A 23369-nucleotide genomic window follows, 5' to 3' on the forward strand; every position below is an offset into this window, starting at 1 on the left:
GTGCAATTTATGACAATTTTGATTCCCGCTTATGAACCTAGTAAAAGACTAATTAACTTGATATATGATTTGATAGATATATGTGATTACCACATTGTAATTGTTGATGATGGAAGCGGAGAAGAGTTTAAATATATTTTTGATACTGCTTTAAGTCTTGGATGTACTGTCCTAAAACATGAGAAAAATAAAGGTAAAGGAGCAGCTTTAAAAACTGGATTCAAGTATATAAAAGATACTAAAGAGGATGAAGGAGTGGTTACCGCAGACTGCGATGGACAGCATTTGCCAAAAGACATTGTCAAAATTGCTGAGTCCATAAAAGAGCATAATAATACCATAGTACTTGGAACCAGAAGGTTTGTAGGGAAAGTTCCTTTCCGAAGCCGCTTTGGCAACAGCCTAACTAGAACTATTTTCTCCTTTGCAAGTGGTGCCAAGATCTATGATACTCAAACTGGCCTCCGAGGGTTTTCGCTGGAGATGCTTAATTGGCTTTGCGAAGTTCCCGGTGACAGATTTGAATATGAGATGAATATGCTTTTGGAGGCTGTTCCAGCAGGTTACAGCTTTCAAGAGGTAGATATGGAAACTGTATATCTAGAACAAAATAAGTCCTCTCACTTTCATCCTTTAAAGGATTCTCTCAGGGTATATATGCCTATTCTAAAATTCAGCATGTCGTCTCTTTTATCTGGAGTGCTTGATTTCTTACTTTTAGGAATAATACAGCTTTTTACTTCAAATTTATTTCTAGCAGTAGTAGGTGCAAGGGTCTGCAGTTCAGTGTTTAACTATACAGTAAATAGGCTTTATGTATTTTCAAAGTTTAAGTATGCCGCAGTTAAGACTTCTTTGCCAAGATATTTTATCCTTGCAGCCTTCGTAATGCTTGCAAACTACGGTATAATCGACATATATTACAGCATAATAGGATTATCCTTATTTTTCGCTAAAATCTTCACTGAAATAACAATTTTCTTTTTTAGCTTTTGGTCACAAAGGAAATTTGTTTTTGCTAAATAGACACTTTTATGCTCACAATGAAGGTGCCTAAAAGTAGGTTGGAACAGAACTCCTACTAATTTATAGAAATTCCGTAGTTTATCCGATGACTACCCGCTCTAATACTCCCATACGCACTCTGTGAAAGCGACTCACACAAAATCAGAGATTTTGGTTCGCTGCTTTTCTCCAAAGTGTACATTCCGAGCGGCTACGTCCCTGGATTCGTTCAGCTAAGAATCAAGTGGGGGTTAAATGCCTAAATGGCATTTAACGGGCAAAGCCCCGGGTCGTAGACGAAACCCCATTTGATTCAAGTTTACACTTCATACAAAACCTACCAAAGTGTGCTGAACTTGGTAGGTTTTTTCATGCGTATAATTTTAGTGCTATTTGTGGTAAATCATATACTGAAATAGCATATATTTTTGCTTATATTTAAGAATTTTTAGTAGCGTAACAAAAAAAGCATAACTAATAAAAAATGAGATATACTAGGAATGTCTTCATATTTATATTAGGTTTCTACATTTTTCTTCAATATATTGCTATAATATTGTTTTTATTCCAGTATTACTATACAATATTTTTAAGAAATAATATAGGGGGGCGAGTAAGTGAGTAAGAAATTTTCAGATGTTTTACTTGGAGAACCTTTGGCTAATGAGCAAGGTAGTCATGAAAAGTATAATATTCCTTTTGGGCTTGCGATTATGGCCAGTGATGCGATATCCTCTGTGGCCTATGCTGCTCAGGAAATTCTTTTTGTTTTAATAGTTCTAGGCCCATTGGCATATCAATGGTTAACATGGACTTCTTTTATGATTATAGGATTATTAATTATATTAACAATCTCCTATATTCAAATTATTAGAGCTTATCCACAGGGAGGAGGAGCCTATAAGGTAGCAAAGGAAAATTTAGGTACTAGGGCTGGTTTGGCCGCTGGTGCAGGATTAATAATCAGTTACATACTTACAGTTGCAGTTAGCGCTAGTGCTGGTGCAGATGCAATTACTTCTGCATTTACCAATTTAACAAGATATAAAGTTATCTTCGTTTTGATTATAATCATAGTTTTGACTATTTTAAATTTAAGAGGCATAAGTGAATCTTCAAAAATTTTTGCTATACCTACTTATATTTTTATTTTCAGTATGATTTTTATGATTCTTTATGGTTTGTTTAAGTATTTTGTACTAAATATTCATCCGAAGCCTATGTATTCTATTCCCACAAAGGCTGCTGAAAGTTTGTCAATAGTTCTTATTTTGAGAGCTTTTTCCTCTGGATGTTCTGCATTAACTGGTGTAGAAGCAGTAAGTAATTCTGTTCCGAATTTTGAGGAACCAAGTCAAAAAAGTGCAAAGACTGTTATGATATTATTAGCAGCTTTAATATTTTTCATATTTGGTGGTACTTCAGTACTTGCTATATTCTATACAGCTGTTCCCATTGCAAATGGCCCTACTGTTGTTTCACAAATTGCATTTGGTATTTTCAATAAGGGAATAATGTATTATATAATACAGTTTAGTACTGCTGTAATTTTGCTTATGGCATGCAATACAGCGTATACAGGTTTCCCAATGCTTATGTACATAGTGGGAAAGGATGGTTTTGCTCCTAGACAATTTACTATAAGAGGTAAACGACTCAGCTTTTCCTTTGGAATCGTTGCTTTATCATTTATAGCTTGTGTTTTAGTTATTGTATTCAAAGCAGATACCCATAGGTTGATACCGCTATACGCAATTGGCGTATTTATATCCTTTACCTTAGGTCAGTTTGGTATGGTAAATCATTGGAGAAAAGAAGGAGAACAGGGTTGGGTAAAGCGTGCTATTATTAATGGCGTAGGTGCTTTGGTAACTTTAATAACAACAATAATAATTTTAGTAGAGAAATTTAGTGAAGGCGCCTTTATAGTTGCGATTTTAATTCCAATCATAATCTTAATACAGGTGAAAATTAAAAATCACTATGATAAAGTTGCTTGTAGTTTAAGTATTAGTCAACTAAATTTAAAGAAGGTAGATTTGAGAAGAAAGTACACTCATATCGTAGTAGTTCCAATTGCCAGCTTAAACAAAGCTACTATAGGCGCTCTTCAATATGCCCAGAGTATAAGTGATAATGTTATTGCTCTTAATATTTCAACAGATATGGAAGCAATGGAGAAATTAAAAAATAGATGGAATGAATTAGATACAGATATTCTACTTGTTGCAAAATACTCACCTTTTAGAGCTGTGGTTACTCCTCTGCTAAAATATATCGTACAAATTTCAGATGCAGCAGGGGAAAATGAAAAAGTAACAGTAATTGTACCAGAGTTTGTTACTCATGAACATTGGGGAGAGGTTTTGCATAACCACACAAGTTTCTTTATTCGAGAAACTTTACTTAGAAATAATAATATAATCGTATCTACCTTTCCTTATCATTTAGCAGACGAAGATGTTTGTGAATCAAAGAAATAATTTATTAATTATGTATAATAAAGTAATTAACGTGCTGTATTAGTTATTATAACTAAAATACAGCACGTTTTTTGTTGAGCATGTAAAATTGATAAAAGAAAGGACGGAACTACATGAAAGCCTCCAAAAAGTTAAACCATGTCTATAAAAAGTGCAACAAATAACGAATTTATTAGTAATATAAAGTATGATATAAGAATAAATTTATCCGATGACTACCCGCTCGCAACGTACGCTTCTCAAAGCGTACGTTGCGAGCGGCTACATCTCTGGATTCGTTCAACTAAGAATCAGGTGGGGGTTAAATGCCTAAATGGCATTTAACGGGCAAAGCTCCGGGTCGTAGACGAAATCCCATCTGATTCAAGTTTTCACTTCATAGCTTTGGAGTAGGGTATTGTGCTAATAATTCAGAAAGGAGTGTAAAGTTAGTGGAAAATTATATTATTTTATTAGTACTCTTTACAGTTTACTCTTTTTTAGGATGGGTACTAGAAACAACTTTTGCAAGCATAAATGCAGGAAAGTTTATAAATAGGGGGTTTTTAACCGGTTCCTTCTGTCCTATATATGGCTTGGGAGCTATTCTTATTATTAAAGCATCCTCAGGAATAGATATTTATATTGAATATTATTATACAGGAGTACTGATAAGTGTGTTATTTTCTATTATTTTAGTCACTGCTCTGGAATATATAACAGGATTTATTCTAGAAAGACTTTTTAATTGTAAGTGGTGGGACTATAGTGATAACCATGCAAATATTAAGGGGTATGTCTGCTTCAAATATTCACTTTTATGGGGAGTGCTTGCATTTTTTTTAGTTCAGATGGTCCATCCATTGATTTTAAAAATAGTTTTAAATATTCCATTTAGAATAAAGATTTATTATGCAATAATTCTCGGAATCTATTTCATTGGAGATACCATAAGGTCTGTAACCGATGCATTAAACCTAAGGAATGTAATTATCAATTATTCTAATTTTTCTGTAAAGATGTATTGTGAAAAAATACTGCAATATAAAAGATTTTTTATAGCATTTCCTCGTTTACTGTTTTTAAATGCAGGGGTAATAAACAGAGATATAAGGAGAATACTAAATGGCAAAATTGATAAAATTAAAATTGTGGTCAAAAACAAATTTTAAATATGAAAATGAGTATGGAAAAAGATATTTTTCTTAGAGAAAAGGAGAATGCTATGTGTTTAGATACAATTGCCAACACATAGCGTTTTTTTGATAACTTTATCTAAATACGCAATTAGTTTAATAAGATTAATGTGACAGAGCTTTATATATATTAGCATACTCAATATCTAATCTAGCTAACACATTCTTTATTTCCTCTATTTTATCATTTACTACATTAACATTCCAAGTATCCAGCGTAGTTCTAGCATTAAGTAGTTCTTCTACATCGCTTTCAGAAACTATCCTATGTAGTTCTATTAAATTGTTTTCTTGATCCCTCTCTGGTAATAATTTATTCAATTTTTTTATGTAGTCCATCCTCGCTTTAAATGCTCCTATACCAGTATGATAAACAGCAAGTCTACTCCTATATATTGTATTGTACTGTATAGCTTTAAATAAAAGTAAGCAAAGAAAGGTGGCTAGTAAAATTACATATATTTTTTTCCGATTTCTTATCATTTATCTTTCCCTTCAATTTTACTTTTAATTTATAATAGCTCTTTCATATTATAAAACTCTAGCTAAGTTTACTACAAATTCAGTATGTATGTCCTGCAATAATGTGGAAATTACAGTGAATTTTTTGTAAAACTTATGGATTATTTACTGCTCCGTAAAAATCAAAGCTGATCTTCGTATCAACATTAAAAGAAGCATATTTATATTCATCTTTCCACTTAACAGAGTTCCAGTGATTATTATGCTTTGATATCACTATTTCACTACAAGGCAGATTGTGGATATTGTTTTCATTAGATAATTGTTCGAGAGACATGCTAGACAGTGGACCAATGAAATCTCTCTGAACAATGTCAAGATTACTAAGCCCACTAATAAACAAAAAGAAAGCTTCATATTGATTGTCAATATATATATATATTCTTACGAACAATGTCAGGGCAATCTGTAAGTGCTTGATCTATAGAGTTCATAGTAATATTAGTAGGCATTTTCGTATCCATTATAATCACCTCGTGAGCATTATTCCCATTTTCATTATTAAAAATGCAATATTTAAACGGTGAGTCTTTCAATAAAAATATAAAAGACTTTTAGTATGATAAGGCTAGTATTATGCACATAATAAAAAGGAATTATCTATACGCAAGAGGAGGAGACTATGTGTAGAAACGCTAAAATACTATTGACTATGAGTGCCTTATTTACCTTTGCTATAGGGCTTTCTGGAATTTTTGTGAATGTGTTCATTTGGAAAGAAACTAATAGTTTTATTGTTATAGCAATATATAATTTAGTTAATTATATATTTGTTCCAATAACATTTATTTTAGCAGGGATACTTGCGAAGAGGAAAAATGGAATAGGATCGCTGAGAATAGGGTTGCTAATATATGCTTTGTTTTATGCACTAATACTATTAATAGGCAGCAGAGAAATAGCCTACATTTGTTTTCTTGGAGTTGTGCATGGAATGGCAACAGGATTTTACTGGCTTGCCTTCAATACCTTAAGCTTTGATTTTACAGATATAAGTAATAGAGATACCTTTAATGGTTTTAATGGAAGTTTTTCAGGGATAACAGCAGCTGTTGCACCAGTAATCTCTGCTTATATAATTAGCAGGTTTAGTGGAATAAGCGGATATAGAGTAGTCTTTCTTATGACCCTTGCAATATTTTTGCTTTTAAGTTTAATAAGCATAGTTCTAAGATGTGAAAATTGCTCCAGCAAAATTGATTTTAAAAGGGTATTTTCAAGTAATTGCAAAGAGTGGGGCATTATTAGGAAAGCTGTGATTTTCTGGGGTTTTAGAGATGTGATAATAGTTTTTTTAGTAAATATATTGATTATTGAAACTACTAAAAGTGAACTTTCTTTAGGTAAATTTGCTTTGATTGCTTCACTAATATCCTCAGCATCCTATATGTTGGTACAAAAAATAATTAAACCATCTCGTAGAATACTTTCTATATCTATTGGAACAATAGGTTCGTTTTTGGCTATTTGTGCATTAGTAATAAAAATATCACATAATACGCTCTTTACCTATATAACTATGGATGCATTTTTTCTTCCGTTTTTTACAATACAGTTATCTTCTTCTACTTTCAATGTTATAAACAGAGCCCATGAAGAGAACATGAGAATAGAATATATGATTAATAAAGACTTAATGCTTAATAGTGGAAGAGTAATAAGTCTAATTATATTAATTACATTGTTAACAGTTTTTAAAAATCCTTCAATATTAAAGTTCTACTTAGTATTTATAGGATTGGCACCTATAGTGTCTGGATACTTTCTTAGAAAGCTTAAAACAGTTCTAGAGGGAAGTTGTGAGTAGATATCTATTTAGAAATAATTAAGAAAAAGTTTATAGTTTATCTCTATAATCTCTTGTATAATGTATATAGTATTTAAATTTAAAAATAAGTATGGAGGCATTATTAATAAAAAACAGCTTTTTTAAAATCAAGCAATTCTATTAATAGAGATTTATCTTTGTATGTCGGTAAATCGAGTTTATATCATGATAATTTTAAATGTTTATATAGAAAGGAAGTATCCAATGAATAAAATCCTAAAGAGATTAAAGATATCTACAATAATAATATCTATGGCAATTTTAGCCATTATTTTTTCATCAGCAATAGGTTGTCTAGGCTATTTTAATATGAAAAAAGTTAATGATAACTCAAAGGATATGTATCACAATATAACTATGCCAATATCTTATATAGGATCAATGAGAGCAGACCTTTTGAGTATTAGAATTTATATTAATAAATCAATTATTAGCTATAGTAGTGACAATGATGCTAAAATTAATGAACTAGATAGTAGCATTAAAAAATCATTAAAAAGCTATTTAGCTACTGAATTAGACCGTGCTGAAAAAGAAGGACTTGATAAGTTTCAAAAAGACTATGATGATTATATGAATTTGTGGAAGAAATATCAAACTTTGTTGGCAAAAGGTGAAAAAACTTCTCCTGAAGATGCAAAAAGCTTTGAGACTATAGGTGAATCTATTGAAACTACACTTAAAGAGTTGAAAGATTACAATGTTGATTGGGCTGCAAACACTGATTCACAAAATGATACTATTTATGACAGTAGTGAAAGAACATTTATTATTATGAACTTATCGGTAATAATAACATTCTCATTAATTTCAGTTTTAATAATTTTATTTATTAGGCGTTCCTCAAAAGAAATCATTGATTATCTAACAAAGATTTCAACAGGGGACTTCACTGAGAAGATAGAAGTGGATTCAAAAAGTGAATTTGGAATTATGAAAGCTTCTTTATCTAAAACAATAGAAAATATTTCCTTGTTGATAAAAAATATCCATGAAAAATCTAAAACTATTGAAGAAAAAACTGTTTCCTTATCGGCGGTGTCTGAAGAAATGGCTAGCTCTTCAGACAATGTTTCCGCAGCAATACAGCAGACTTCTGTTGGTGTAGTATCTCAAGCTGATGATTTGGTAAATATCACAAATGTATTAAATAAATTTAGCTCAGAACTTGGTACTATGGTTAAATCTATAGAGGACATACATTCTAATTCTAATGGTATAAGCTCCATGGCCAAGGAAAATCATAGAGGTTTACAGGCTCTTGTAGAGTCAGTAACTAGAATAAATAGTTCTTTTGAAGATTTTGCTGTAAAAATCTCACGGATGGGTCAAAATATCACTGAAATAAATCAAATAACAAATGTTATAAATGGTATTGCAGAGCAGACTAATCTACTAGCATTAAATGCAGCTATTGAGGCTGCAAGAGCTGGGGAGTCAGGAAGAGGCTTTTCTGTAGTTGCTGAAGAGATTAGAAAGCTTGCAGAAGAGTCAAAGGTTTCCTCTAAGAATATAACTAATCTCATATCTAGCATATCACAGGAATCTAGTGATATGTTGAAAAGCACAGATGTTATGAGTGGGGAATTGGATAGTCAGGTTACTGTTATAAATACTTCTATAGAATCCTTTAAAAAGATTATAGATGCAGTGGAAAAGGTCATTCCTAAAATACAAATTATTAATTTATCTTCATCAAATATTAATAATGATAAAGATGTTATTTTGCAGAAAATTCATAATTCATCCTCTATAGCAGAGGAAGTGTCTGCCTCAACAGAAGAAATCGCTGCTTCTACTGAGGAAATAAATGCATCTTCACAAGAAGTAGCTAATGCAGCGCATTCTCTTAATATTTTAACTGAAGAAATGATTGGTGAAGTTAGTAAATTCAAGCTATAATTATTCAAACCTAAATAAAGCTGTATGACTGTTGTCATACAGCTTTTGTGTAACTAAAGACTATTTTTACAGTTTAAGTTAGCAGTAAGGTCCATGACATAATAACTGTAATTTTCTACATTTTAATATATAAATCTACAATAGGAACTATAATTCCCATAAAGGTTATTAAAAGAACTCCAAAGGCTGCCAGCCTATTATTTTCTCTTTTCCATAAGTAAATTCCATAGGTAAAACTATAATAATTAGCAGTAATAATAATTAAAGATAATAAAATCTTCAAAAAGCTCACCTCCAAACTATTTAGCCTCAGGACTTTCCATAATAGGACTAGATTCGAGCATAAGGCCAGTTCGTCTTACGTTAACTTCAACATTTACGTTAACTTTTGTCTCAGGGTAGTGAGAAAGCCAGTTGTACTTTTCCCATTCTTGTATAGTTGGGAAATAGCCTGCAAACTTTTTTCCAAATTCAAAGATATCTGTCTTAAATTCTTTTTTTGTTTTTTCGATGGTTTTCTCTACTCCTTTTTTTATCTCCTGTTCAAGCTGCTTATTTAAATCTTCAACAAGCTTTGAACTTTCATAGTTAATTCTGCTGTGAATTGCTCCAATATCAGCTTCGATATTTAGGTCTATGTCAATAACTGGCATAGAATTATCAAACCAACCTTTAATTTTAGTAGGTCTTCCGTTTCGGATACTTACGATTATTCCGTCACCAGGGGACCTTTTATCTTCAATTGTCATAATACATTTTCTAAATTTACCCTGTAACATTAACATATATCTTGTCTCATAGGGATTGAGACTTCCAACCATTTTGTCTCCGTTGAATACGGCAGTTCCTACAAATTCTCGCTTAGCAGGACCACGTCTTGGCAATTCTCCTGGTTTCAGCTCTCTCTGTGTAGCTAAAGGAGCTTCTCGTTTTCCACCTTCTGTTTTTAGCTCTTGCAAATCGTTTATACCGGCATGAATTGCAGTAGCATTGCCATAAGTAGATATAATATCTTTATAAAAGTCATGAAAATTTGATGGAGGAAAAAAACTATTGTTTTTAGTTTGTGCCATCATCAGTTCTATGGCTTTTGTAATACTTGGTCCTATAGTTGTTTTATTCTCTTGTAAAAAGCCTTCAGCTGTTCCCTTAGTAACTACAACAAACATAGTTCTTCTGGCTTCTCTAAATCTTGAGAGGGGAGCAAGAAAATCACCTATTCCTTCCTTGGCAAAGTCCTCTGAAACTACAAGCATCTTTGTATGAATCAATGATACACGACGGGATATTGCCATATTCAATAAATCTATAGCTTCAAGAAGGGAAGGAGCTTCCACAGAGTGTACGGTACTAGTGTCTTCTCCAGAGCCTGTGGCACCACCTTCTCCACCTCTTATTGATCTGTATTTTGGATATTGTATTGTTACTATTACCTTGTTATTAACACCTTTATCCAGTCCAATTACTATAGCATATATATTGTCGTCAACTTCAGATGAATCCCTGCATCCTGTTAGCAGAAGACTTAGCAGTGTTACAATTATAATAAAAACAGAGTACCTTTTAAACATTGCCACTTCCCTCCTTTTTTCTAAATATCAAAGCAATAATCAATACTAGAATAGGCACACCAAAGTTAAGATAAAGACTATATTGACGAACAAATTTTAGGTTTATATCCACCACTTCCGAAATATTTTTAGGTTGAAGTGACACTACATAGGTTAAAAGAGCAAAGGGAAGGAGTATAGGTTTATGATCAGCTATGTCAAAACTTTCGCAGTAAATTCTTACTGATAAGTAAAATGCAGTAGAGACGGTTATAAGGGAAGATATTACCCAGATAAAAAGAAATACGGACTCCACCCTTTGTATATACCGGTTGTAGTATATTATTCTTGATAACTGAAATATTCCCGATAAATTTTCTTTCCCCATAGTATATTGATCGGCCATTAAGTAGCATAAAATAGAGATACTGATAACGAAACCTGATAGCAACAGACTTATAATTCCTATTTTTTGGAAGTCTTTAACACTGTGTAATGATGTAACTATTATTGCAAGAGTTAAAACCTCCTCATAAGCTGAACTTCTAAGAAATCCTAAGTATAAGCTTTTCTTAAAACCATAACCCCAGTAAGGTTTTAAGTAATCAATATCATAATAAGGAGAAGCCATGACTAAAACGATAAATAATCCCAAAAGTATCATATAACAATTAATTGATGCAACTCTCACAATACTCTCAATTCCTTTATAGGCAAATAGTACGGAAACAGCCAAGAAGGTTATTAATATAACACTAGGTGGCGTGTTAGGTAGATTATATACTTTTATCATTTCTAGAAACTCTCGTAATGAAGAAGCAGCGTAATAAAGTATATAACCTGAAAAAAATAAGCTTGAGGTCTTGCCAAGGATCTTTCCTAAAACAGCTTCAAAAACCTTTGCTAGCCCCTTTCCAGGGAATCTATTTAACAGCATACAAACTAATAAAAAGAAAATAATAGCTATGAAACAGGAGATTAAAGTGGTGTACCAGGAGGCAGTACCTGTATGTCTGATAACCGCAGTAGGAGCTGTATATAGTATCTTAGACACTATAATAACAGTAGTAAACAATATACCTTCGTATACACTAAATTTTCCACCCTTACTCATTGTTATCTCCTTTCACATGTCTTGGATTAGATTTTCTATGTACTGCTATTTTGATCCTTCTTTCTAAATATTAATGCAATAATTAATACAAATATAGGTACGCCATAGGCAGCAAAAAAACTTTGCTGACGGATAAATTTCAAGTTTACGTCTATTAATTCTGAAATGCTCTTAGGTTGCAGTGCTACTACATAAGTTAAAAGGGCAAAGGGAAGAAGCAAAGGCCTAGGATCTGTTATATGAAAGTTTTGGCAGTAAATCCTTATTGATAAATAAAATCCACTAGATACGGTTAAAAGAGAGAATATAACCCATGCGAAAAGGAATATGGATTCCATTCTTTGTGCATATCTGCTGTAGTATATCATTCTAGATAGTTCAAATATACCAGATAGATTTTCCACGCCCATAGTATATTGATAAGTCATTAAGTAGCATAAGGAAGTAACGCTGAAAATGAATCCTGATAACAGGATACTTATAACTCCTATCCGTTTACAGTCCTTAACACTATAAAGTGATGTAATTATTGTTGGTAGAATTAGAACTTCAGCATAAGCTGAGCTTCTAAAAAATCCTACATATAAGGTTTTTTTAAAACCGTAGCCTAAGTAAGGTTTGATATAGTCAATGTGGTAATATGGCAATGCCAGAGCCAGAATAATGAATATTCCAAAGATTATAGGGTAAAAACTAATGGTTGCAATTCTTAACATACTCTCTATTCCTTTATAGTTAATCAATGTACAAACAGATAAATAGGTTATTATTATAACGCTAGGAGGAGTATGTGGCAGGTTATATACTTTTATCATCTCAAGAAACTCTCTTAGTACAGAAGCTGCATAATAAAGCAAATGAGCTGAAAAAGAGAATCCAACAATCTTACCTACTAAATTCCCTAACACCCCTTCATATATTTCAATTAAATTCTTACCGGGAAATCTATTTAGTAGTATACAGATAATTGAAAAGAGAATAACCGCTGTTACACAGGAAATTAGTGTTACATACCAGCTGGCAGTGCCTGTCAGTTTAACAACTATAGAAGGACTGGTATACAGTGTTTTAGATACTATTATAACAGTGGTAAACAATACTCCTTCGTATACACTAAATTTTCCACCCTTACTCATTACTATCGCCTTTCTCGTGGCTAGGTTCCGGCTTTTGAGTAGTCCATTGTCCTGAAACATCTGGTTGTCTTCTTACATCTAAGGCATTAAGGTAGTCAGGACGAAATTCTTGTTGCCAAACAGGCTTTCTCATTAGAAGATCATGGCTTTTTCTTGCTTTAGGTGCAATAAGTGTGAGAAATGGCACTCCAAAGGAGTTCATATCTACCATCAAAATTGTAAAAACTACAATTAGAAGTGATATTCCATAAAAGCCTAAGGTTGCACCAGCGGCTATAAATAACATTCTCATTATTCTTATGCCAAAGGCGAAGGTAATATTTGGTATGGCGAAGTTGCCGAGGCCCGTTATAGCAACGATAATTATGAGTATTGGGCTTATTAGGCTGGCTTGAACTGCAGCCTGACCAAGTATCAGTGCTCCGATTATGCCAATGGTGGTACCAAGGGTACCAGGAACTCTAACTCCAGCTTCCCTTATAAGCTCGAAGGAAGTTTCCATAAGTAAAACCTCAACTATTGTTGGAAAGGGCACAGTTTCCCTAGCACTTCCTATGGCAATTAAAAGCTCAGTAGGTATCATTTCCTGATGGAAGTTTGTAATTGCAATATAAAGACCAGGTAAAAAGGTAGCTACAAAAAGAGCAAAAAGCCTTATTATTCTTAACAGCATTCCATAAGCCGGTCTTACAGCTATATCCTCAGGGGAATGAAGTAGTTCAGTTATAGTGACAGGAACCACTAATGCAAAGGGTTCACCATCAACAAGTATAGCTATTTTCCCCTCAACTATATTAGCAGCAGTTCTGTCAGGTCTCTCAGTACTGAGTGTAGTAGGAAGTAGTGAATTTGCCTCCAATTCGATAAACTGCGCAAGCATACCATCACCACTAATAAAATCTGTGCGGATACTATTTATTCTTCTTTTTACTTCATTTAGTAAAGCAGGATTGACTAGGCCATTTATATACATTATGGCGCAAAGCTTATTACTTCTTTCACCAACTCTTAAATATTCTGTGGTAAGGTTATTGTTCTTTATGATTCTTCTAATCAAAACAGTATTTGTTCTTAGGTTTTCATTAAAAGCCTCCTGAGATCCACTTATTACTGCTTCCACCTGTGGTTTATCTACTGCTCTTTTTTCATAGCCCTTTGTCTCACAGAAAATATAGTAATTACAGCCATCAATATATATACCTGTATCACCCATAAGTACTCCAAATAGGGCACCGTCCAGTGTGCTTACCTTTTCTGCTTCATTTGTTTCTATAACATTGTCTAATATGTATTCAACGGCACACTGTGTTCCTTCAGCAACAGATTCCTTATGCTTTAGTAAGGGTCTCAGGATATCTCTATTAACAATATTTCTATCCACCATTCCATCAATATATATAATAAATGCCCTTACATTGCCAAGTATCCTAAATTCACGGATTTTTATATCTTTATTCAAAGGATGATTAAAGCTTTTTTTCATATACTCCAAGTTAGCATCAATATTATTTGGAATAGCAGTTGCTCCATTAGTTTGGCAGCTATTCTGGCTTTCTTCAGCAGCATTTTGAGGTGTGGCATTTTTTTGTCCGTTAGTATCTTGCTCCTTGCCACTTTGTATGTCATTTTCCGGGGTAATTTCAGGTATATAAAACTCCCATGGAGTCTCCGGTTTTTTATATGTAATTTTATGTAATGCAGCCCAAAACTTACTTTTCTTATTTTTCATTTAATCACCTACAATAATTTGATGGTTATAATTTATTATTTGTATAGTAGGTCTTAATATGCACTGACTAGATGAAATTATTCTGAAGAAAAAATACTAGGACAATTAAGATTAGACATAAACAAATTAAACCATCGACTTAGTTTCTACCTAACCTAAGTCAATGGTTTAATTTGTTCATTAATTTGTTTTAATGGTTTTTCCTGCAGCGGATGGATATTTACGAACCACAACGATCTCTACTCTTCTATTTTTAGTTCTACCTTCCTCAGTAGAGTTGCTAAATTTAGGCATTTGTTCTCCGTAGCCCTGGATAGAAAATCTACTTGCACTTAAACCTCCGGTATCAACAAGGAAGCTCATTACGTTTATAGCACGCATAGCACTTAAGTCCCAGTTAGAACGGAATCTTCCAGTACTAATAGGTACTGTATCGGTATGTCCAACAACCTTGATGTTATTATCTAAGCTTTTAAGCATTTTAGAAACGTCTAAAAGCAGTGGTGAAATATTAGTTAAGACCTTGTCATCACCTGAATTAAAAAGCACAGCATCCTGAATATAAATCTCAAGTCCTTCAGCATTTAATGAGGTTTTAACCTTATCGGAATAACCGCTCTTTGCAATTTCCTTATCTAACAGCTGCTTGACTTCATTCATTTTACCTTCTTCGACTTCACTATTACTAGGGGTAATAGTCATAGCAGTATTTGATGTTTCGCTGGATTGACCAGATTCATTGAGAACTGCAGTACCGCCAGAAAAAATAATATTAAACTGCTCACTCATCTTTTGAAGTTTTGCTTTATCGGTTTGGCTCATTGCAAACATAACGATAAAAAGTGCCAAGAGAAGTGTGAGCATGTCAGCATAAGGAATCAGCCATGATTCATCAACATGTTCTTCGTGATGTTGTTTTTTCTTAGACATCCTTATTCTCCTTTACTATTTCCCTCAAGTTTAGCTCTATCATTAGGTTTTAACATAGATGATAGCTTCATTTTAATACTTGTTGGGTTTTCTCCAGCTTGAATGGATAAAACACCTTCGAGAATAATTCGCATATTACTAATCTCTTCATGAGATTTTCTTTTCAATCTTGATGCAAAAGGATGACAAACTACATATCCAACGAAAATTCCATAAAGTGTGGCAACGAAGGCAGCCGCAATCATATGACCTAGCTTTTCAGTATCATTTAAGTTTCCAAGAGCACCGATTAGTCCTATAACTGCCCCTAAAACCCCAAGAGTTGGAGCAGCACCCCCTGCTGCTGTAAATACACTAGCACCAAGGCGGTGTCTTTCTTCCATGTTATCTAATTCTGTGTTTAAAATTTCATCTATATGATCTCGTTCCATACCGTCTATAACCATACGTAGGCCATTCTTTAAAAATTTGTTTTCCATGCCCTGCATAACGTGTTCAAGGGATAGGAGACCATCTTTTCGAGCTGTTTTTGATAAATCAGCGATTTGCTCTATTATATCCACAGGGTCATCATTCTCTCTCTCCTTAAAAAGGACTGAGATTATTTTTGGAATATTTAGAAATTCTTTTTTGGGGAAAGAGTTCATTACTGCAGCCGCAGTACCTATAAGAATGATAATTGCCGCCGCAGGGTTTAATAGTACTGCAACATTAGCGCCTTTTACAATCATTCCGACAATTACAGAAAGAAGACCGGTAATAACACCTATAATTAAAAAGATATCCATTTTTGCACCTCGTAAAATATTTTATGATTTATGTTGAAAAAATTGAAACTAAATTTAATTCGTTAGTTTTAAAATTATAAAAAAGTCGAAAATTATCATATATATTTCAAGTATATCGACAATACAAAACATAGTCAAGCTATTTTGAGGTGTAAATAGTAGTAGATTTGGCATTGCACTTCTACGCTTTGAATATATAATCGAAAAAATACTTATTTTGTATAATAAACTTGCATTTATTCCTAAATAGTTAGATAATATAAGTCCGATTAATAATATGTGTGATTTTTTTTATTTTGGAAAGAATAATAGAGTAATTAATTAGTTTTAAATGAGGTGTAGCAATGATTTCTAATCTATTAATAAAAAAGTTTATAAAGAATTCTTCAGACACTAAAAGCAAGAAGGTGAGGGAACGGTACGGATATCTTGGTGGAATAGTGGGAGGATTGGTAAACCTAATTCTATTTGGCATTAAGTTTACCGTGGGAATCACTGTAAATAGTATCGCGGTAACAGCAGATGCCTTTAATAACCTATCTGATGTAGGATCTTCAGTTGTAACAATTTTTGGATTTAAGCTGTCAGGCAAGCCAGCAGATAAGGAACATCCCTTTGGACATGGTAGAATTGAATATATATCTGGATTAATAGTAGCATTTTTGGTACTATTAGTAGGATTTGAATTTGTTCAAAGTTCCTTTGATAGAATCAAAAATCCTACACCTGTAGAATTTTCATTTGTACCTTTTATCTTGCTATTGGTTTCTATATTATTTAAAGTATGGCTTAGCAGGTTTTACAAAAATGTAGGTGAAAGGATAAATTCCTCTGCACTTAAAGCTTCAGGGGTAGATGCTCTTAGCGATGTAGTTTCTTCCGCAACGGTAGCATTTTCACTGTTAATTTCTAGATTTACTACACTGCCTATAGATGGATACATAGGTATGGTTGTTTCTGCAGTTATTCTTTATGCTGGATATAACTTAATAAAGGATACGCTAAATCCTCTTCTTGGTTCTCCACCGGATGAGGAACTTGTAGAAAGTATAGAAAAGATGCTTCTAGATTATGAACACATAGGTGGAGTTCATGATTTGATAGTTCATAATTATGGCCCTGGAAGAATTATCGCTTCTATCCATGCTGAGGTTCCTTTGGATATTTCTGTAGTTAAGATTCATGAAATTATAGATAGAGCAGAGAAGGAAATATCAGCAGAGCTGGATATCTACTTAGTAATACATATGGATCCTATCACCACTAATGACAAGGAAATATTAGCGGCTAAAGATGATCTTACAGAGGCTTTAAAAGCTGTTAATGTTGTAAAGTCCTTTCATGACTTTAGGGTAGTAGGTGAGGGAGAAAACAAAAATTTGATTTTTGATGTTGTAGTTGGCAGTGAGCATATACTAAAAAAAGATGAGGAGATCAAATTACAAAAGGAAATAGATTTTCAATTAAAGAAAGTACATCCCAATTATAATGCAATTATAACTGTAGATAAAGATTATTTAGATATGAAATTAAATAAATAAATATAATTTCTTAGTAGATAGAATACTTGAAATATTCATTACTATGCAAAAATGAATAGTTAAATGTGAAGTGTAAATTTGAATCAGATTGGGTTTCGTCTACGACCCAGGGCTTTGCCCGTTAAATGCCATTTAGGCATTTAACCCCCACCTGATTCTTAGTTGAACGAATCCAGGGGCGTAGCCGCCCGGAACGTGCACTTTGGAGGAGATGGGAGTATTAGGGCAGGGAGTCATCGGATAGAAAACTTATCTATAATCCATAGTTAGGAGGAGTACGCCGCCAGCGGGTACACCTAGGATAGAATTAGAACTATATTTTTTATAAAATAATATATTAATTTAATAAATAAGTATTGAATTTTTAAACGTATAATTGTATAATTATACATAAGATGATAAGTAAGCATGGACACATATGGTGGCTGCTTTTTTATTTTAATAAATATTAATATAAATTGGGGGTAGATCGATGGAAAATATGGTCTTTGTGGTTAGAAGAGCTACTTGTGAGGACGTGCCTCAAATAAAAGAGATATCTAAGGATGCTTTTAGAATATATGCAGAGAGAGCAGAAATAACGGAATTTGTTAGTCCTCTTAATGAAAGTAATCAGGATGTAGAAAAAGAAATAGAAAACAAGGTGGTTCTTGTAGGGCTTGTAGATGGAGTCCTTGTCGGAAGTGTAAGAGTTGAAGTAAAACCAGATAAAACTGCTTATTTAAGCAGATTTGCTGTTAGAGAAGAGTTTCAAAACAGAGGAATAGGAAAAATATTAATGAATGCAGTTGATATTGCTATGAAAGAAGAAGGCGTTACAAATTTATATCTGCATACCGCTTCTAGAATGTTATCACTTGTTAGATTCTATTATGGCAGAGGCTTTTATATTGAATCAACCACTAAGGATCGAGGGTATATTAGAGCACTATTGTGTAAAGAGTACAAAAATACGGCTATTGAAGAGACAATAACAGCTGGGTATGAACATGTTGCAATAGGTTAAAGAGGTGAATTGTTTTATTTTATAATTATAGGATGAAAAGTATTTATGTGTAAAATCCACAGACTTTATTAGTATGATAATGTCTTGTGGATTTTATTTTTTTATTCATGGAAGTAAATTAATAAATATTAGTAAAATGATGTATAATTTATATATAGAATATATTATGAACTAAACTTAATGATAGGTGGGGGGGAACTATGATTAATATTTCAGAAATATACGATCAATGGGAGAAGTTTATTAAAAACAATGAAATGCCTAAAAACATAAGAACTGATATATTGGACTCTTGGCTAAGATGCAGAAAATATAAAGTTGATACTTATTACCGTATAGGAAAGGAAATAAGTAAAGAAGAATTTGAAAAAGCACTAATTGAACACAAGGAACTCATTGAAATAGCAATACCTATAATGCTGGATATATTTAAACTTTTAAAGGACACAGATTACTCAATTGTGTTAACCGATGAGAATGCAGTGATTCTTGAGGTTATTGGAAATGAAAAAATAATGGAAAAGAATAGAGAGTTAAATTTTTTAAAAGGATGTAAGTGGACAGAAGAATGTGTAGGTACTAATGCTATTGGAACATGTCTTTATTTAGATAAACCTATTCATACTTTAGGTGCAGAGCATTATTGTAAAAAACAACATGGATGGACTTGCTCCGCTGCACCGATACATGATGATAAAGGAAAGATTATAGGCATTATTGATTTATCCGGACATTTTTATGATTTTCATACACATACCCTTGGAATAGTTGCTGAAGCTGCAAATGCTATAGAAAAACAATTTTCAATAATTGAGCATAGAAAGTGGGCAGAAACGGCTATTAATTCTATCGATGAAGGAATTTTGGTTATAGATAATGATTTTTATGTAAAGGATTTTAATTTAAAAATTTGTGAAATATTAAAGGTGTCTCAGCAAGAGTTTCATAAAATCAATATAAAAGTCCTACTGAAAGATATAATTAAAGATATGGATAACTTTAGTCAGAATAATAAAATTAGTTATAGAGAAGTTAGTTTATACTTAGATAATCGCAGAGTAGAATGTAATATAAGTGTTACACTAGTACAAAAGGAACAGAAACATATAGGTCATGTAATTGTGGTTAAAAAAGTTGATAGCCTACGAAATGTGGTTAACAAAATAGCAGGATTTTCCTCAAAATATTCCTTTGAGAACATAATAACTAATAGTCCGAAAATGTTATCCGTTATTCAAGAAGCCAAAAGTATTGCAGCATATGATTGTACTGTGTTAATTACAGGGGAAAGCGGAACCGGTAAGGAGCTATTTGCACACTCTATTCATAATGCCAGTAACAGACGCAATGGACCCTTTGTGGCAATTAATTGTGCTGCTTTACCGAAGGATCTGGTGGAAAGTGAGCTCTTTGGATATGAAAAAGGCTCATTTACCGGTGCTTCTAAGGAAGGCTGTCCTGGAAAGTTTGAATTGGCCAACGGAGGAACAATTTTTTTAGATGAAATTGGAGAATTACCGTTAGAAATTCAATCTAAGCTCCTTAGAGTTTTAGATAACCACACTATAACAAGAATTGGCGGAAAGTACGAAAGAAACTTAGATGTAAGGGTTATAGCTGCAACAAACAGAAATTTATACAATGAAATTCAAGGAAATAATTTTAGAGGTGATTTGTACTATAGGATAAATGTATTTAATATAAAATTGGTTCCACTTAGAGAACGACCAGAAGATATTGAACTTTGTGCAGAGTTTTTCTTACAGAGGCTAAATGATAAAAATCTGAGAACAAAAAAATTCTTTGATAAAGAATTTATTAATGCGATTAAAAAACACAATTGGCCGGGAAATGTTAGAGAATTAGAAAATATTATTCAAAGAGCATATTACCTTTCAAAAAATGATATGATTTCTTATTTGTCCATACCTGAATATATTAATGAGAATGAGGAAGATACTATAAGCACAACTAATTTCAACAGTACTAGACCTGATAAGTTAGAAGAAACTGAAAAGAGTTTAATCGTTAAAGCCTTGGAATATTCTGGTGGTAATGTTGTCAAAGCAAGCAAACTTATCGGTATTGGAAAGTCTACACTTTACAGAAAAATAAAGAAATATGAATTAAGCACAGTGCCAAAGTGGGAAAAGTAACTGAAAATTCCCACTTTGGCACTTTCTTTTTCCCATAATGAACTTTAGATTAAATAATTGCTTGCAATTAAAGGATTTTCCATGGGTTAAAAGTTGGCACGTATCTTGCTAATTAATATTAGTAAAAGGAAGGGGGTGTGTTTTATTAAGAGATATGTAATAGAATTCGGATTAGGAGCAGATTTTCATGGTCAGGATGTTAACAGGGCAGCAGAAAAAGCTGTTACAGACGCTGTATCAAGAAGTTGTCTTTGCGGTCTAAAAGAAATTTTAGAACTGAGGGATATGGATAACGAAGTTCTTGTAAACGTCACCCTGGCAGTTTCAAATCCGGAAAAAATTGATGCAGAAAGGATTAAAAAGTGTTTGCCAATAGGAAGAAAAAATGTAATTGCAGTTAAGGGAGGATTAAAAGTTTCAGGATTGTACTATCCAGTTTTTGGAGATCTTGATGACAGCATAGAAGTTGCAATAGCTTGTATTGAAGTGGGAATTAAATAAAATCAATGGGAGGGAATAATTTTGAGTATATCAAACAGTAAAATTATTGATATGTATAAAACCATGTTAAAAATAAGAAAATTTGAGGAAGTTGCTATGAATGCCTCTGCGGAAGGAAGAATTCCTGGATTTATTCATCTTTATATAGGTGAAGAAGCAGTGGCTACAGGTGTTTGTGCTAATTTAAATGATAAGGATTATATAACAAGTACTCATAGAGGACATGGCCACATAGTTGCAAAGGGTGGAGATTTAAAATTAATGATGGCAGAGCTTTTTGGAAAAGCAACAGGATATTGTAAAGGAAGAGGCGGCTCAATGCATATAGCAGATGCTACAAAAGGTATTTTAGGGGCAAATGGTATAGTAGGGGCTGGTCACGATTTAGCTTTAGGAGCAGGTTTAAGTGCACAATACAGAGGAACGAATGAGGTTTGCATATGTTTCTTTGGAGATGCATCAACAAATCAAGGTACATTCCATGAAGCATTAAATATGGCTAGCGTATGGAAACTACCAATTGTATTTGTATGTGAAAATAATGGATATGGTATATCAACAAGCCAGAAGAGGCATATGGCTATTAAGGATGTAGCAGATAGAGGAGTAGGTTATAACGTTCCTGGAGTTGTAGTTGACGGAAATGACGTTTTTGCAGTTTACGAAGCAGCAGGTGAGGCTATAAAAAGAGCAAGAGAAGGCAAAGGACCAACATTATTAGAATGCAAGACTTATAGACACAGAGGACACTTTGAGGGAGATCCAATGACTTATAAGCCAAAGGAAGAGCAAGATATGTGGTTGAAAAAGGATCCTATACCAAGATTTGAAAAACATATACTTAATAATGAAGTTTTAAGCGAAGAAGGAATAAAAGAAGTACAAGATGATATTGAGAACCAAATCAAGGAAGCTGTAGCATTCGCAGATAACAGTCCAATACCTAATGTAGAGACAGCACTTGAAGATGTCTATAGTGACATAAAAGAGGAGGGAAGATAATATGAAAACTATGACTTATATGGAAGCTTTGAGAGAAGCAATGAGAATTAAAATGAAGGAAGATGAAAAGGTTTTAATATTAGGAGAAGATGTAGGAGCCTTTGGAGGATGTTTTGGATTAACAGCAGGACTTTTTGATGAGTTTGGTGACAAAAGAGTAAAAGATACTCCAATATCTGAAGGAGCAATAGTTGGGTGTGCTATAGGAGCAGCAGCTACAGGATTAAAGCCAATTGCAGAGATAATGATGGGAGATTTTGTTACAGTTGCAATGGACATGCTAGTTAATCAGGCTGCAAAGCTCAGATATATGTTTGGAGGAAAAATAAGTCTTCCAATGGTTGTTAGATTGCCAGGCGGTGCTGGACTATCAGCTGCTGCTCAACATTCACAATCTTTAGAGGCTTGGCTTACACATGTACCTGGAATTAAAGTTGTTTATCCATCAACTCCAGCTGATGCAGCAGGATTACTGCTTACAGCTATAGATGACGACAATCCTGTTGCATTTATAGAGCATAAAGCAATGTACGGCTTAAAAGGTGAAGTGCCAGATGATATAAAGCCAATACCATTTGGAGTTGCTGATATAAAGAGAGAAGGAAACGATGTTACTATTATAGCTACAGGTAAAATGGTTCATGAAGCTTTAAAAGCTGCTGAGCAGCTTTCAAAGGATGGAATTGAAGTAGAAGTAGTAGATCCTAGAACATTATTCCCTCTAGATAAAGAAACTATATTTAATTCTGTAAATAAAACTGGAAAAGTGGTAGTTGTTACAGAAGAAAATAAAAGAGGAGGATATGGTGGAGAAATTTCTGCTATGATAAGTGAAGAAATTTTTGATTCTCTTGATGCACCTGTAGTTAGAATTGGAGCACTTAATACTCCAATACCATTTGCACCAAACCTCGAGAGTTATGTAATTCCTGCTTCAAAGGATATAGTTAATTGGGTAAAAGGTTTATTTTAATGTTATTTGGGGGATATTTCCCCCAAAT

At 33.1% G+C, this 23369-nt stretch carries 20 protein-coding genes; 11 read left to right on the plus strand and 9 right to left on the minus strand.

Annotation, left to right across the window (positions count from 1 at the left end; all coding sequences use genetic code 11):
- Nucleotides 1–9 precede the first annotated feature (9 nt).
- The 3 genes from CLMAG_RS24570 to CLMAG_RS24580 all read left to right on the plus strand — a co-directional run bounded on the left by CLMAG_RS24570 (nucleotide 10) and on the right by CLMAG_RS24580 (nucleotide 4639).
- Nucleotides 10–1026, plus strand: coding sequence for a bifunctional glycosyltransferase family 2/GtrA family protein (locus CLMAG_RS24570; RefSeq protein WP_066628911.1), 1017 nt, complete (start codon nucleotides 10–12; stop codon nucleotides 1024–1026).
- A gap of 596 nt (nucleotides 1027–1622) precedes the next feature.
- A complete protein-coding gene (locus CLMAG_RS24575) occupies nucleotides 1623–3488 on the plus strand; it encodes an APC family permease (protein ID WP_066628914.1) in 1866 nt (621 codons plus the stop codon).
- A 431-nt stretch (nucleotides 3489–3919) separates the two neighbouring features.
- A complete protein-coding gene (locus CLMAG_RS24580) occupies nucleotides 3920–4639 on the plus strand; it encodes a putative ABC transporter permease (RefSeq protein ID WP_066628917.1) in 720 nt (239 codons plus the stop codon).
- Between the two features lie 129 nt (nucleotides 4640–4768).
- Here the strand turns inward: CLMAG_RS24580 and CLMAG_RS32005 are convergent, their stop codons facing one another.
- Complete coding sequence (locus CLMAG_RS32005) at nucleotides 4769–4984, minus strand: hypothetical protein (protein WP_139264120.1); 216 nt, start codon at nucleotides 4982–4984, stop codon at nucleotides 4769–4771.
- Nucleotides 4985–5279: 295 nt separating this feature from the next.
- Nucleotides 5280–5528, minus strand: coding sequence for a hypothetical protein (locus tag CLMAG_RS32665; RefSeq protein ID WP_066628923.1), 249 nt, complete (start codon nucleotides 5526–5528; stop codon nucleotides 5280–5282).
- Nucleotides 5529–5807: 279 nt separating this feature from the next.
- Here CLMAG_RS32665 and CLMAG_RS24595 point away from each other — a divergent pair, with 279 nt between their 5' ends.
- Both CLMAG_RS24595 and CLMAG_RS24600 read left to right on the plus strand, forming a co-directional pair.
- Nucleotides 5808–6992: an MFS transporter gene (locus tag CLMAG_RS24595; RefSeq protein WP_066628925.1), complete on the plus strand. Its 1185-nt coding sequence runs from the start codon at nucleotides 5808–5810 to the stop codon at nucleotides 6990–6992.
- 225 nt (nucleotides 6993–7217) lie between these two features.
- A complete protein-coding gene (locus CLMAG_RS24600) occupies nucleotides 7218–8915 on the plus strand; it encodes a methyl-accepting chemotaxis protein (protein ID WP_066628927.1) in 1698 nt (565 codons plus the stop codon).
- A 115-nt stretch (nucleotides 8916–9030) separates the two neighbouring features.
- On the opposite strand, the gene CLMAG_RS33095 is transcribed toward CLMAG_RS24600, so the two are convergent.
- The 7 genes from CLMAG_RS33095 to motA form a co-directional block, all read right to left on the minus strand.
- Nucleotides 9031–9198, minus strand: coding sequence for a hypothetical protein (locus CLMAG_RS33095; RefSeq protein ID WP_169809818.1), 168 nt, complete (start codon nucleotides 9196–9198; stop codon nucleotides 9031–9033).
- 16 nt (nucleotides 9199–9214) lie between these two features.
- Entirely contained in the window at nucleotides 9215–10486 is a 1272-nt protein-coding gene (locus CLMAG_RS24605; RefSeq protein WP_066628930.1) for a Ger(x)C family spore germination protein, read from the minus strand.
- The gene (locus tag CLMAG_RS24610; RefSeq protein WP_066628934.1) at nucleotides 10479–11579 is read right to left on the minus strand and encodes a GerAB/ArcD/ProY family transporter; all 1101 of its coding nucleotides are present in this window, start codon (nucleotides 11577–11579) and stop codon (nucleotides 10479–10481) included. The genes CLMAG_RS24605 and CLMAG_RS24610 overlap by 8 nt, the downstream gene beginning before the upstream one ends.
- A 35-nt stretch (nucleotides 11580–11614) precedes the next feature.
- Nucleotides 11615–12715, minus strand: coding sequence for a GerAB/ArcD/ProY family transporter (locus CLMAG_RS24615; protein ID WP_066628937.1), 1101 nt, complete (start codon nucleotides 12713–12715; stop codon nucleotides 11615–11617).
- Complete coding sequence (locus tag CLMAG_RS24620) at nucleotides 12708–14444, minus strand: spore germination protein (protein ID WP_066628940.1); 1737 nt, start codon at nucleotides 14442–14444, stop codon at nucleotides 12708–12710. The genes CLMAG_RS24615 and CLMAG_RS24620 overlap by 8 nt, the downstream gene beginning before the upstream one ends.
- Before the next feature lie 180 nt (nucleotides 14445–14624).
- On the minus strand, nucleotides 14625–15374 hold the full coding sequence (locus tag CLMAG_RS24625; RefSeq protein WP_066628943.1) for a flagellar motor protein MotB: 750 nt from the start codon (nucleotides 15372–15374) through the stop codon (nucleotides 14625–14627).
- Nucleotides 15375–15376: 2 nt separating this feature from the next.
- Complete coding sequence (gene motA / locus CLMAG_RS24630) at nucleotides 15377–16162, minus strand: flagellar motor stator protein MotA (RefSeq protein ID WP_066628946.1); 786 nt, start codon at nucleotides 16160–16162, stop codon at nucleotides 15377–15379.
- Between the two features lie 344 nt (nucleotides 16163–16506).
- Here motA and CLMAG_RS24635 point away from each other — a divergent pair, with 344 nt between their 5' ends.
- From CLMAG_RS24635 to CLMAG_RS24660, 6 genes are all read left to right on the plus strand, one after another.
- On the plus strand, nucleotides 16507–17703 hold the full coding sequence (locus CLMAG_RS24635; protein WP_066628948.1) for a cation diffusion facilitator family transporter: 1197 nt from the start codon (nucleotides 16507–16509) through the stop codon (nucleotides 17701–17703).
- Between the two features lie 472 nt (nucleotides 17704–18175).
- Nucleotides 18176–18709 carry a GNAT family N-acetyltransferase gene (locus CLMAG_RS24640; RefSeq protein WP_066628950.1) on the plus strand — a complete coding sequence of 178 codons (534 nt, stop codon included), beginning with the start codon at nucleotides 18176–18178 and terminating at the stop codon, nucleotides 18707–18709.
- Between the two features lie 200 nt (nucleotides 18710–18909).
- Nucleotides 18910–20865, plus strand: a complete 1956-nt coding sequence (locus CLMAG_RS24645; protein ID WP_066628952.1) for a sigma-54-dependent Fis family transcriptional regulator — start codon at nucleotides 18910–18912, stop codon at nucleotides 20863–20865.
- A 135-nt stretch (nucleotides 20866–21000) separates the two neighbouring features.
- On the plus strand, nucleotides 21001–21366 hold the full coding sequence (locus CLMAG_RS24650; protein WP_139264122.1) for a Lin0512 family protein: 366 nt from the start codon (nucleotides 21001–21003) through the stop codon (nucleotides 21364–21366).
- Between the two features lie 51 nt (nucleotides 21367–21417).
- A complete protein-coding gene (locus tag CLMAG_RS24655; protein ID WP_066629070.1) occupies nucleotides 21418–22368 on the plus strand; it encodes a thiamine pyrophosphate-dependent dehydrogenase E1 component subunit alpha in 951 nt (316 codons plus the stop codon).
- A gap of 1 nt (nucleotide 22369) precedes the next feature.
- Nucleotides 22370–23341, plus strand: a complete 972-nt coding sequence (locus CLMAG_RS24660; RefSeq protein ID WP_066628954.1) for an alpha-ketoacid dehydrogenase subunit beta — start codon at nucleotides 22370–22372, stop codon at nucleotides 23339–23341.
- The last annotated feature ends 28 nt before the right edge of the window (nucleotides 23342–23369 follow it).

The sequence above is a fragment of the Clostridium magnum DSM 2767 genome (assembly GCF_001623875.1).
GTDB classification, from domain to species: domain Bacteria; phylum Bacillota; class Clostridia; order Clostridiales; family Clostridiaceae; genus Clostridium_AM; species Clostridium_AM magnum.